The organism is Caulobacter sp. NIBR2454 (genome assembly GCF_027474405.1).
In the GTDB taxonomy this organism is placed as follows: Bacteria; Pseudomonadota; Alphaproteobacteria; order Caulobacterales; family Caulobacteraceae; genus Caulobacter.
The window spans coordinates 2,508,672-2,521,366 of record NZ_CP114871.1; the positions used below are offsets into that span (position 1 = coordinate 2,508,672).

Below are 12,695 nucleotides of genomic sequence, written 5' to 3' on the forward strand. Positions count from 1 at the left end.
CTCGACAGGGGGCGGCGCGGAACAATCGCGCCGTCGTCCGCTTTCCGTGTTTCGACCGTCGACCGGGCGGCCAGACATTGGGTGAGCGAATGAGCGGAATGGACATCAAGGACGTCGCCAAGACGCTGAAGGACATCGACTTCGTGATGCTGAACACGCACACGGACGGCGGTCAGATCGCGGGCAGGCCGATGAGCAATAACCGCGACGTGGAGTATGACGGCGACAGCTGGTTCTTCGTGGACGAGGAGTCGCGCACCTTCGCCGACGTCAGCGCCAACCCCAAGGTGACCTTGTCGGCCCAAGGCTCGAAGGGCCTGCTGGGCAAGCCCCCGATCTTCCTGTCCGTCGAAGGCGAGGTCGAGATCGTCAAGGACAAGGCGATCCTGGCCGAGCACTGGAACAAGGACCTGGAGCGCTGGTGGCCGGAAGGTCCCGAAACGCCTGGCGTCGCCCTGCTCAAGGTCCACGCCACCCGCATCCACTACTGGGACGGCGAGGATGAGGGCGAAGTCCCCGTCCCCTAACCCACCACCGCCTTCATCGCCGCGTGCGCTTCCTTCTGCGCCGCGGCGATGCGGGTCTTCAGGCCCTTGAGGTCGCGCGCGCCGCCAGCGCGGGCGAGCAAGGCCTGGAACGGCTTGGGCTCCAGCGCCGGGTCGGCATAGTCGTCCAGCGCCACCTTCAGCACCTGTTGCACCGCCTGCTGCAGGTCCCAGGCGGCCTCCAGCTTCGACAGGGCGTCGCTGTCGGCCAGACCCGCCTCGCGCATGGCGGCCAGGCTGTCGGCGATGTTCTGGTTCAGCGGCCCGCCGTCCGCCGCGTGGATCAGTTGCAGGTGCTGGGCGGCGAATTCGATATCCACGAAACCGCCAGGACCAAGCTTCAGATCCCAATCGCCCTTCTGAGGCTTCTCGCGCGCCATCAGGGCGCGCATCTCGCGCACCGCCTTGGCCGTCTTCTTCGGATCGCGGGGGCGACGCAGGGCTTTTTCGATGGAGGCCTGGGCCTGTTGTGCGAAGGCTTCGGAGCTGGCCCACACCACCCGTCCCCGGGTCATGGACATCAGCTCCCAGACCTCTGCCTCTTCCTCGTAATAGCGGTCGAAGGACGACAGGCTCACCGCCACCGGCCCCTTGCTGCCCGTGGGCCGCAGGCGCATGTCGACCTCGTACAGCTCGCCCTCGGCGGTCGGCGCCGACAGGGCCGCGATCAGCCGCTGGGTGAAGCGGCCGAAGAACACCTCCGCCCCCCAACCCTTGCCCGCCGACATCGCCGCCGGATCGTCGGAACGATACAGGGTCATCAGGTCCAGGTCCGAGCGCGCGGTCATCTCGCCCGAGCCGCACTTGCCCAGGGCCACCACCGCCACCTCCCCGCCGGGGAAGGCGCCGCCCTGCCGCACGGTCTCGGCCATGGCGGCGGGCGCCAGGCCCCGGATCACTGCATGGGCCAGATCGGCGAAGGCGTGGCCGCTGTCGGAAGCGCTGACCGATCCGCTCATCACCCGGAAGCCGACGCGGAACGCCTGCTCTCGGTGGAAACGGCGGACGCGGTCCATCGAACCCTCGAAGTCCTCCAGGTTCAGCTTCGGCGCCGCGTCGATCTCGATGGCGCCGAAGAAGCTGGGATCCAGCAGGGCGTCCAGGGCCGCCGGCCGGCGCGCCAGAGTGGTCGCCAGCCGAGGCGTAAACGCCATGACCTGCACGATCAGTTCGAACAGCTTGGGCTGCGCCAGGAACAGCGACTGAATCTGCACGCCTGAACTGAGGCCGGCGAAGAAGTCGCTGAACCGGTTGAACGCCGCATCGGGCGCCCCCGTCGCCTGGGCGGCGTCCAGCAGGCGCGGGCCAAGCCGCGTCAGCAGTTCGCGTCCCCGTTCTGTCCGCGTGGCGGCCACGTGTCCATGGTGCCAGCCCCGGATCGTCTGCGACACCCGCTCGGGATTGGAGAAGCCCATGCGCTTGAGCGTCTCCAGCGTCGCCGGATCGTCCTCGACCCCCGTGAACACCAGGCTGCCGAACTTGGAGGACAGCTCCTCCTCGCCGGCGAACAGCTTGCCGTAGCGGTTGTTGACGTCCTTCAGGATACGGCCCACCGCCGCGTCGAAGCTGCGCAGGTTCCCGTGCCCCCACAGGGCGGCGACCTTCTTACGCTCGGCGTCGCTCTCGGGCAGCTTGTGGGTCTGCTCGTCGGCGATCATCTGGACCCGGTGTTCAAGGGCGCGCAGGTCGCGATAGGCCTTGGTCAGCGCCGTGCAGGTCTCGCGATCGACCCGCCCTTCCTGCGTCAGAGCCTCCAGCGCCGGCAGGGTGCGCCGCCCGCGCAGGTTCGGCCGCCGCCCGCCCAGGATCAGCTGCTGGGTCTGGACGAAGAACTCGATCTCGCGGATGCCTCCGCGCCCCAGCTTCAGGTTCGCGCCCTTGGCGGTCAGGCGCTCGTCCACCTTGTAGGCGTGGATCTGGCGCTTGATGGAATGGATGTCGGCGATGGCCGCGAAGTCGAGGTTCTTGCGCCAGATGAACGGCTGCAGCCCCTTGATGTAGGCCTCGCCCCGCGCGATGTCGCCGGCCGCGCTGCGGGCCTTGATGTGCGCCGCCCGCTCCCAGTTCTGGCCGACGCTCTCATAGTATTCCATGGCCGCGTCCACGGTCATGGCCGGCGGGGTCGAGGACGGATCGGGCCGCAGCCGCAGGTCGATGCGGAAGACATAGCCGTCCGAGGTGCGGTCCTGGAGGATCTGCGCCACCGCCTTGGCGATGCGCACCGTCACCGTCTCCATCTCAGCGTCCGGGGCCAGCGGCAGCGCCTCGGGCTCGTAGAAGATCGAGAAATCGATGTCGGACGAGTAGTTCAGTTCGAACGCGCCGTACTTGCCCATGGCGATGCAGAATAGACCGGGGACCGGCCCCGCCGCCCCCTCGCCCAGGCCCGTCAGGGCGCCGCGCGCCACCTCCGCCCGCGCCGCCAGGGTCAGGGCCGAGGACAGGCAGGCGTCGGCGAACTTGGTCAGGGCGCCGGTGACCGCGTCCAGCTCCCACACCCCGCCCAGGTCGGCCAGGGCCGTGGTCAGGTGCAGGTCGGCCTTCAGCTGTCGCAAGCGTTCGCGCGCCGGCTCCAGCTCCAGGCTCGCCGCTGCCTTGGTTTCGGCGATGATGGTCTCGACGCACGAGGCGGGATCACCCTCCAGCGCCGTGCGCAGGCTGGCCGGCCGTCGCCGCGCCAGTCCCGCCAGATAAGGCGCGGCCGAGAACACCGGGGCCAGGGACGGCCAGGCGGCTTCCAGCGTGGCGATCCAACCGTCCGCCGTCGCCGCCCGCGCCAGGATTTCGTGGGTCCGCTCGGCCGCCTTGGGATCGACGACCGGCCCGCAGGGTTGGATCAGCTCGACCAGCCTCATGGCGTCAGCCTAGCGGCGGAATAATGAACGCCACTCTCAGTCCGGGGCCGCGGCCGTCGTATTCCCCGGCGCCCTCGGCCAGCTCGATACGGCCTCCATGCGCCGCCGCCACCGCCGAAACCAGCGACAGGCCAAGGCCGGCGCCCGGCTGGTTGCGGCTGCGCTCCAGGCGCACGAACCGTTCGACCACCCGCGGACGGTCGGCTTCAGGCACGCCCGGTCCGTTGTCGGTGACCGAGAACTCGATGTCCCCCGACGAGCGCCGACGCAGGCGCAGCATCACCGCCCCGCCCTCCGGCGTGTACTTGATGGCGTTGTCGAGGATGTTGGCCAGGGCCTGGGCCATGAACTCGCGGTTGGCCTTGATGGCCAGGCCGGGAGTGATCTCGGAGTCGAAGGTCTGGCCCTTGTCCTCGCACATCACCTCGTAGAGCTCGGCCATGTCGTTGGCCAGGTCGGCGGCGTCGAACACGGTTGGATCGGGCGCGGAGCCAGCGGCCTGCAGTCGGGCGATGGCCAGGACGGCGTTGAACGTCTTGAGTACCCCGTCGGTGTCCTCCAAGGCCTGCTCCAGCGCCTTGAGAGGATCGCCCTTGCCGCTCTCGGCCTCGATCAGGGCCACCTCCACCCGCGCCCGCAGGCGGGTCAGCGGCGAGCGCAGGTCGTGAGCGATGGCGTCGCCGGCGTGGCGCAGACCGCCCATCAAACGCTCGATGCGGTCGAGCATGTCGTTCAGGCCCTCGGCCAGTTCGTCATACTCGTCGCGCGTGCCGCGCACCTGGGCGCGAGCCTTCAGATCGCCGCCGCGCACGGCGTTCACCACCTCGGCCAAGCCCGACATGCTGCGGCTGACATTGCGGCTGATAAGCACCCCGCCCGCCAGGCCCAGCACGATGACTAGCGCTCCGGCGCCCCACAGGGCCCGGACGATCTTCATCACATAGGATTCGGACTCGCCGACGTCCGCCCCCACGAACAGGATCTCCCCGCCGTCCAGCCGTACCTGATAGCCCCGCGCCGGCCGTTTGATCTCGGCGCCGTCCAGGTCGGTTTCGGTGACGGTGAAGGTGGTCCACTTCTCGTCGTGGCCCTCGAAGTCCGCGACCGGGCTTTCCTCGATGGAGCCCGACAGTCGCTTCCCGTCCGCCGTCATCAGCAGGTACAGGAACGGCCGCTCGCCTACCGACCGTTCGACTAGGGTCTGGTTGAGCGCGTCGGGCCCGCCAAGACGATAGGCCGCCTGCAGCGACTCCATCTCCCGGCTGATCTCCTTGTCGGCGCGACGGTTCACCTCGCCGGCGGTGGCGATATAGATGTAGCCGAGGAACGCCGCCGCCGCCGCCGCGAACAGCGCCAGGAACAGCAGCGTCAGCCGAAACGGCGTGGTCCGGAGGAGCCTGGGAAGGCGCATGAGCGCCTACCGCCTTAAGCGTCCAGGCGGTAACCCGCCCCGCGCACGGTCTGCAGCATCGGCCGGTCGAAGCCCTTGTCGATCTTCGAGCGCAGACGCGAAATGTGGACGTCGATGACGTTGGTCTGGGGGTCGAAGTGATACTCCCACACCTTCTCCAGCAGCATGGTGCGGGTCACGGACTGGCCGGCGTGGCGCATCATGAACTCCAGCAGCTGGAATTCGCGCGGCTGCAGGTCGATCTCCTGGCCCGCCCGATGCACGGTGCGGCCGATCAGGTTCATCTCCAGCTCGCCGACCTTCAGCGTCGTGGCCACGGCGCCGGTCTCGCGACGGCGCGACAGGGCCTCGACCCGGGCGATCAGCTCGGCGAAGGCATAGGGCTTTACCAGATAGTCGTCCGCGCCGGCCTTCAGGCCCACCACGCGGTCGTCGATCTCGCCCAAAGCCGACAGGAACAGCACCGGGGTGCCGTCGCCTTCGCGGCGTAGGGTCTCAACGACCTCCACCCCATTCATCTTGGGCATCATGCGGTCGACGATCAGCACGTCGAACTCGCCATCGCGGGCGGCGTTCACGCCCGCCTCGCCGTCCGGAGCATGCTGACACTCGTAGCCCGCGTCGGCTAGGCCGCGCTGCATGGCGTCAGCCGCCTCCAGATCGTCTTCGATGATCAGGATACGCATGGCTTGAGCCCCCCAGTGCTCAAAAGGTCGTGGGCGATCCCCTCGCCGATGGATTTACGACGCGGGAGCGACTCACTCCCGCGTCGTAGAAGTCTAGTTCGTAATCCTCAAGGGGAGGTAGAGCGCACGGCCCTGACGAACCACGCCGAGCAACACGCTGGTGCGATTGCTCTTTCGGGCCGCTTCGACCGCACCCGAGACCTCGGCCGCCGTGGACACCGCGCGCGTGTTGACGCTGGTGATCACGTCGCCGCGGCGCAGGCCCAGTTCGCCGGCGTTAGAGTTGGCCGCCACGCTGTCGACGACCACCCCGCGCACGGTCGCGTCGAGGTTGAAGCGGCGACGGGCGCCGTCGTCCAGCGGCACCAGCTGCATGCCCAGCACCGCTTGCGCGGCGGCGGGCGAGTCGGGGGTCGCGCGGCCTTGGCCCGAACCATCGTCCGGCTGGGCGTTCAGCTCGCTCTCGGCCGGGCGGGTGCCCGACTTGACGGTCACCGTCATGCGGCGGCCTTCGCGGAGCACGTTCAGCACGATGCTCTCGCCCGGTTTGGCCTTGGCCACTTCGCGGGTGAGTTCGCCATTGCTCTTGATATTGACGCCGTTGACCGCGGTGACCACGTCGCCAGGCTTCAGGCCGCCACGCTCGGCGGGACCGCCGGGAACCAGGTCGGCGATGATGGCGCCGCGCTGGTCGCCCAGACCCATGGCCTCGGCCGATTCCGCGGTGAACGCCTGGATGGTGGCGCCGATATAGCCGCGGGTGACCTTGCCGCCGCTGATCAGTTGCTTGGAGACGCTCTCGACAAGGTCGGCCGGGATGGCGAAGCCGATGCCCACCGAACCGCCCGACGGCGAGAAGATCGCCGTGTTCACGCCGATGACCCGGCCATAGATGTCAAAGGTCGGGCCGCCCGAGTTGCCCCGGTTGATCGGCGCGTCGATCTGGATGAAGTCGACGAAGTTCTCGCCGATGTCGCGGCCATAGGCGCTGATGATGCCGGCCGTGGCGGTGCCGCCCAGGCCGAAGGGGTTGCCGATGGTGATGACCCAATCGCCGACCCGCGGCTTGGCCGCGTTCTCGAAGCTGACGAACGGATACTTGGCCCCCGCCTTGCCCTGAACCTTCAGCACGGCGATGTCGGTGCCCTCGTCACGGCCGACGACGGTGGCCTTCAGCTCGCCGCCTTCCTTGAGCGTGACGGTGATCTCTTCGGCGTTCTCGATCACGTGGTTGTTCGTGACGATGTAGCCGTCCTCGGAGATGAAGAAGCCCGAACCCGACGACTGCTGGCGCGGCAGGCGCGGTTGCCCCTGCTGGGTCTGGCCCTCGCCGTCATCGTTCTCGCCCTGCGGCTGCTGCGGCAGCAGGAACTGCGGCAGGCCCGGAATACGCTGGGCCAGGGTGCGCGGATCGGCGCGCGAGGTGACGTCGATCGACACCACCGCCGGCGATACCTGTTCGAAGATGTCTGCGAAGGACATCGGCGCGCCCGGGGGCGGCGCGAAGATCGGCGTGGTCGCCGACGTCCTCATCAGCACCGGTCGCGAGTCGGCGGCGGCTGGGGCCATTCGAAAGCCCACGCCAGCCAGGGCTGCGCAGGCCACGCCCGCGCCCGCCACGGCGCCCACGATGATTCCGGTCTTCCTTGCGGCCATTCTCGTCTCTTTCCTCGAACCCGGCTCGGCCGGGCGTTTTGTCTCGCAGAGAACCTAGGTGCGATGCCTCGGGGAGCAAAGGGCTTCCCTGCTAACTTTCCGTCATGCGCGAACGGCGTTTTTGAGGCGCGTTCGTGTCAGTCGGTTTCACTCTTGGTCCAGCAAAGCTTTCAGTCGGGTTTCTTCTTCCACGCTCAGGGCCTCTGCCTTGGGTCGTCGACGCAGAAGTCCGAACAGCAACGCTCCGCCGACCAGCACGATCCCGAAAGGCGCGAGCCAAAGCGCCGCATTTCCAGCCGAGAACGCGGGCTTGAGCAGCACGAACTCACCATAACGCTCGACAAGGAAGCGACGAATCTCCGCATCGCTGCGACCAGCGACGATTTCGTCGCGCACCACCCGGCGCAAATCCCCGGCCAGTTCGGCCTCGGAATCGTCGATGGACTCGTTTTGGCAGACCAGGCAGCGCACTTCCTGGAAAAGCTCCCGCGCCCGCGCTTCCTGGGCCGGGTCCGCCAGACGCTCGGACGGATCCGACGCCGCCGCCAGGCACAGCACGGCGCCGATCATGGCCAAAAGACGCGCCGCGCCCCTCATGACTTCGCCCTCGCCGGCGTCGCGAACCGCAGCCGCCGGTCCGACAGGGAGATCAGTCCCGCCAGCGCCATCATCAGCGGCCCCACGAAGATCAGCCGCACCCACGGATTGAAGTAGCCGCGCACCAGCCAGGCCGGCTCTCCATTGGCGCCCGCCCGGCGCTCGCCCATGACGATATAGAGATCATCCAGCCCCTTGAGGCACAGCGCCACCTCCGAGGTGGTCTGCCCGCCCGCCGGATAGAACCGCCGCTCCGGCTGCGCCCGGCAGACGAGGGCGCCATCACGCGTCACCCGCACCTGACCGCGCTCGGCCAGATAGTTGGGCCCGTCATGCACGGCCACGCTCTCCAGCTGCAGTTCATAGACGCCCAGCTGTAGCCGTCCGCCCTGGGTCAGGGCCTCGGCCGCCTCGACCTTCCAGGTGGTCTCATAGACCGCGCCCAGCACGAACACGCCAAGGCCCGCATGCGCCAGCGTCGTGCCCCACGCCCCGCGGGGCAGGCCGGTCAGGCGCCGCCGCACCTCGGCGCCCGGCGCCTTGAACAGCCGTATCCGCTCGGCGATCTCCGTCACCGCCCCGGCGATCAGCCAGACGCCGACGCCCAGGCCCGCGCTGGCCAGCGCATGACGCGGGCTGACAAGCGCCAGGGCCAGCAGCGCGCAGCCCACGCCGATCGCCGCCGCCAGCATCAGCCGCTGCGCCACGCCCTTGGCGTCGCCCCGCTTCCAGGACAGCAGCGGCCCAGCCGGCAGCACCAGGAAGGTCAGGATCAGCAGCGGCGTGAAGGTCAGGTTGAAATAGGGCGGCCCCACCGACACCGTCTCGCCGCCAGTCGCCTCGCGGATCAGCGGATACAGCGTGCCCAGCAGAACCGTCGCCGTCGCCGCCGACAAAAGGATGTTGTTCAGGACAATGGCGCTCTCGCGGCTTACCGGCGCGAACGCCCCGCCCGGCGCCAGGGTCTGCGCCCGCCATGCGAACAGCACGAACCCCGCCCCCGCGGTGACGCCCAGGATGCTCAGCAGCAGCACGCCCCGCGTCGGATCGACGGCGAAGGCATGGACGCTGGTCAGCACCCCCGACCGCACCAGGAACGCCCCCAGCATGGAAAAGGTGAAGGCCGCCAGGGCCAGGAACACCGTCCATCCGGTCAGCGCTCCGCGCCGCTCGGTGACGACGGCCGAGTGCAGCAACGCCGCTCCCACCAGCCAGGGCATGAAGCTGGCGTTCTCCACCGGGTCCCAGAACCACCAACCGCCCCAGCCCAGTTCGTAATAGGCCCAGAAGGCGCCCAGCCCGATCCCGACGGTCAGCAGGCTCCACGCCGCCAGGGTCCAGGGCCGCACCCAGCGCGCCCACGCCGCGTCCAGCTTGCCCTCGACCAGGGCCGCGACCGCGAAGCTGAACACCACCGAAAAGCCGACATAGCCGAAATACAGGAACGGCGGATGCAGGGCCAAGGCTGGGTCCTGCAGCAGCGGATTGAGCGAACGCCCCTCCACCGGAACCGGAAACAGTCGCGTGAACGGGTTCGACGCGAATACCGTATAGGCTAGGAACAGCACGCCCAGCATGCCCTGCGCCGCCAGCGCATAGGACCGCAGGCTCAGCCGCAGCCCGCGTCCGAACACCGCCACCGCCGCGCCATAGCCCGTCAGGGTCAGGCACCACAGCAGCATCGACCCCTCGTGGCTGCCCCACGCTCCCGCCACGCGATACAGCAGCGGCTTTTGGGTATGCGAGTTGGCCGCCACGTTAGAGACTGAAAAGTCCGAGGTCACGAAGGCGTAGATCAGACAGCCGAACGCCGCCAGCAGGGCTAGGAACGCCGCCCCCGCCGCGCCCTCGCCCGCGCCGCCGATCACCGGCGCCCGCCGCGCGCCGCCCACGGCGCACAGACCCACCTGGGCCAGCGACAGCACCAGGGCCAGCACAAGACAGAACGCGCCCAGTTCAGCGATCATTCGGTCGGCTTCCCATAGGCCTTGTAGTCCGGCGGCGGCGCCCCCTCGCCCCGCCACTCGCCCTGCTCCTTGATGGCCTTGGCCACCTCGCGCGGCATGTAGCGCTCGTCGTGCTTGGCCAGCACCTGCTTGGCCACGAACACGCCCTCCGGGTCGAACGCCCCGGTGGCCACGATCCCCTGCCCTTCGCGGAACAGGTCGGGCAGGTCGCCCTGGTAGGTCACCTTCGCCGAAGCCTTCTGGTCAGCGACCACGAACTCGACCCGGCCGTCCGGGTGTTTCACCACGCTGCCGGCGGTGACCAGTCCGCCGAGTTGCACCGCCCGTCCGGCCGGCACCTGGGCCTCAAGCGCCTGGGCCGGCGTATAGAACAACGAGATGGAGTCACGCAGGCCGTACAGCGACAGCCAGACCGCCAGGGCCAGGACCGGCGCCGCCGCCAGCACCACCATCAGGCGCCGACGCGCCGTGCGGGACTTTGGCCAGAAGCTGAAACTCATCGCGGAACCTCCGCAGCCGCCGTCAGGGCTTCCAGCACCTGCGGCTGATCCTTGTAGCGCCCCCGCGCCTCCGACAGCGCCGCGTCGCGCTTGGCCGTATCGCCCAGCACCGCATAGGCCCGCACCAGCCGCACCCAGCCTTCCGGATCGTCAGGCTGTTGCTCCAGACGCGCCGCCAGACCATCGACCATCGCCTGGATATCGGCCGGGCCGACCTGCGGCTGTTCCTGCACAGGCGCGGGCGCTGGCAACCTGCCGTCCCGCGCCACCGCCGCGATCTCGCTTTCCAGCACCGCGCGGCGCAGGTCGCCGCCGGGAATGTCGGCCAGCAACGCTCGCCATTGCGCCAGCCCTTGGGCGGTCTCGCCCTTCAGTATCCTGGCTCGCGCCAGATAGTAGCGCGGACTTAGCGCCTTCGGTTCGCGCTTCAGCGCCTCGTCGAAGGCGCGCACGGCGTCGTCGCTGATCTCGCCGCGCCCTTCCAGCATGAACGCCTCGCCCAGCGAGGTCCAAAGGTCGGCCCGCTGCGGCGCCACGCGGATCGCCCGGCGCAGGGCCGCCTGCGCGCCCGGCGCGTCACCGGTCGCCGCGCGCACCATGGCCAGATTGCGCAACGGCTCGGGATCGTTCGGCTTGTCCTTGGCCGCCGCCTCCAGCACCGCGGCGATGGCGTCGGGCTCAAGGGTCCGCGGATCGGACGCCCGCCATTCGGCCACCCGCTTGGCGAACGGCTGGTCAGGCTGGTCCGGCGCGCCGACGATCAGATAGACGCCCAGCGCCGCCAGGGGCGCGGCCGCCGCCACGATCAAGGCCGCGCGACGGCCGCCCGCCGTGGCCGGGGCCTCCGCGCCATCGGCCGCCGTCAGCAGCCGCCGGGCCGCCTCGGTCCGGGCCGAACGCACCTCACCCTCGGCCAGCAGGCCGCGCTCGGCCAGCTCGTCGATCTCCGCCAGCTGGCGCTTGTGAAGGATCAGGGTCTCGTCGCCCGCCTGGGCCGGACGCGCCGCGCCACGCAGCACCAGGGCGGCGGCGAGAGCCGAAACGGCGGCGGCTGCGATCCAGAACGCGATCATGCGCGCCTGTTATCGAAAAAGGGTGGGATAAGCGAGGGGAGTTCTAAGCCGCGGCCAACCGCCGACGCACGATCTGCGCGGTCTTTTCGTCGCGGGTGTAGGCGATAAAGTTCGCGGCGATCTCCAGGTACTTCCGCGCCCGCTCGCGATCGTCCACCTCATTGTCGCGCATCACCGCGATCAGGTAGTCGATGTAGTGGTCCAGCCGCTGGTTGGCCTTTTCGATCATCCGGTTGCGGGCGCCCGAGAAACCGCCATTGGCCGCCGCGCTGCGCACCTCGTCGCTGAACGCCAGCAGGGCCTCGGCCCGTTTCACCAGCCGCGCGTCCGGATCATCGCTCATTTTCGGCGCGCCGCGATTGGCGCCGCCCCGCAAGCGCGAGGTCTCCACCGGCAGGGCTGCGTTCACCGCGTCGCCCGCACTGCTGAGGATCCGCTCGACGCACTGGGCTAGGCTTTCCCGCAGCCGCCCCAGCCGACCGCCCCACGGTCCCACCCGCGTCGTCTCGATGGCGCCCTCGAACTCGAACACCTGCAGCAGGGCGCGCTGTACCATCTGCCCCGCCTTGCGGCCGGCCTCCACCCCGTCGTCCGCTTGGAACTTGCGCACGAAGTTGGTGCATTGCTCGATGTCGTCCAGCGTCCGCTCGCCGAAGGTGCCGAGCTCCGACTCGCTCAGATAGCTCTCGTGCGGCCGGTCCATGACCGCCGAGATCACCCGCAGGATCAGCCAGGGCTCCGGCAGCGGCGCGGCCAGCATCTCGAAGAAGCGCGGCCCCGCGTCGGGCGCCACCTCCAGAGTGTCGCGATAGGCCAGCCGGACCGACACCGTCCGCTCCATCGTCATGCGGCTGACCCATTCGCTCAGGCGCGCTAGGGCGCCCCGCGTCATGGGCGACAGATCCAGGCAGTTGCCCAGGGCCGTCGCTCCTCCGCCATTGGGATAGGCGTCGCAAAGCTCGGCCGCCGCGGTGAAATCGGTCTGGGTGCGCTCGCGCAGCCCCTTGGCGGCGATGGCGCAGAGCTCGTTCAGGACCGACGGGCTCTCCAGCTCCGCGTCCCACGGGCCGCAATGGGCCGCCGCCTCGCGGATCAGCTCCGGCGCCGTGGACTTCAGCCCACGCCACATCAGCGCCAGGGCCCGGGGCGGGAAATACAGCTTGCTGTTCGAGGCGCCGAACAGCGCCTTCACCGGCGCGAACACCGCATTGCGCACGAAACGGTCGGCGGCCTCGGTCTCGACCAGTTCGCGCACGGCCGACAGCGCGCCCGAACCGCCTTCCGCCGACAGCGCCATTTCAAGACTGCGGATAGCCGAGTCCGGAGCCGTTTCCACGATTGTCCGAACGATCTTCAGCTTGCTCGGAGAAAGCGCGGCCATCGCCCTCGGCTCATTCGCCCCAAA

Annotated in this window: 10 protein-coding genes; 1 reads left to right on the forward strand and 9 read right to left on the reverse strand. The window is 69.2% G+C overall.

Annotation, left to right across the window (positions count from 1 at the left end):
- Positions 1–89 precede the first annotated feature (89 nt).
- The gene (locus O5K31_RS12225; protein ID WP_269713876.1) at positions 90–527 is read left to right on the forward strand and encodes a pyridoxamine 5'-phosphate oxidase family protein; all 438 of its coding nucleotides are present in this window, start codon (positions 90–92) and stop codon (positions 525–527) included.
- Here O5K31_RS12225 and O5K31_RS12230 read toward each other — a convergent pair.
- The 9 genes from O5K31_RS12230 to O5K31_RS12270 form a co-directional block, all read right to left on the reverse strand.
- Positions 524–3,400: a bifunctional [glutamine synthetase] adenylyltransferase/[glutamine synthetase]-adenylyl-L-tyrosine phosphorylase gene (locus O5K31_RS12230; RefSeq protein ID WP_269713877.1), complete on the reverse strand. Its 2,877-nt coding sequence runs from the start codon at positions 3,398–3,400 to the stop codon at positions 524–526. The genes O5K31_RS12225 and O5K31_RS12230 overlap by 4 nt on opposite strands.
- Positions 3,401–3,404: 4 nt before the next feature.
- On the reverse strand, positions 3,405–4,811 hold the full coding sequence (locus O5K31_RS12235) for a sensor histidine kinase (RefSeq protein WP_269713878.1): 1,407 nt from the start codon (positions 4,809–4,811) through the stop codon (positions 3,405–3,407).
- A gap of 14 nt (positions 4,812–4,825) precedes the next feature.
- Positions 4,826–5,497, reverse strand: coding sequence for a response regulator transcription factor (locus O5K31_RS12240; RefSeq protein WP_269713879.1), 672 nt, complete (start codon positions 5,495–5,497; stop codon positions 4,826–4,828).
- Positions 5,498–5,590: 93 nt separating this feature from the next.
- Positions 5,591–7,153 carry a Do family serine endopeptidase gene (locus tag O5K31_RS12245; RefSeq protein ID WP_269713880.1) on the reverse strand — a complete coding sequence of 521 codons (1,563 nt, stop codon included), beginning with the start codon at positions 7,151–7,153 and terminating at the stop codon, positions 5,591–5,593.
- 147 nt (positions 7,154–7,300) lie between these two features.
- Entirely contained in the window at positions 7,301–7,750 is a 450-nt protein-coding gene (locus tag O5K31_RS12250; RefSeq protein WP_442867707.1) for a cytochrome c-type biogenesis protein, read from the reverse strand.
- On the reverse strand, positions 7,747–9,717 hold the full coding sequence (locus O5K31_RS12255; RefSeq protein WP_269713882.1) for a heme lyase CcmF/NrfE family subunit: 1,971 nt from the start codon (positions 9,715–9,717) through the stop codon (positions 7,747–7,749). Before O5K31_RS12255 ends, O5K31_RS12250 begins: the two co-directional genes overlap by 4 nt.
- Positions 9,714–10,217, reverse strand: coding sequence for a cytochrome c maturation protein CcmE (ccmE, locus tag O5K31_RS12260; RefSeq protein WP_269713883.1), 504 nt, complete (start codon positions 10,215–10,217; stop codon positions 9,714–9,716). The genes O5K31_RS12255 and ccmE overlap by 4 nt, the downstream gene beginning before the upstream one ends.
- Positions 10,214–11,290, reverse strand: a complete 1,077-nt coding sequence (gene ccmI / locus O5K31_RS12265; protein WP_269713884.1) for a c-type cytochrome biogenesis protein CcmI — start codon at positions 11,288–11,290, stop codon at positions 10,214–10,216. The genes ccmE and ccmI overlap by 4 nt, the downstream gene beginning before the upstream one ends.
- A 43-nt stretch (positions 11,291–11,333) precedes the next feature.
- Positions 11,334–12,671, reverse strand: a complete 1,338-nt coding sequence (locus O5K31_RS12270) for a hypothetical protein (protein ID WP_269713885.1) — start codon at positions 12,669–12,671, stop codon at positions 11,334–11,336.
- Positions 12,672–12,695: the final 24 nt, after the last annotated feature.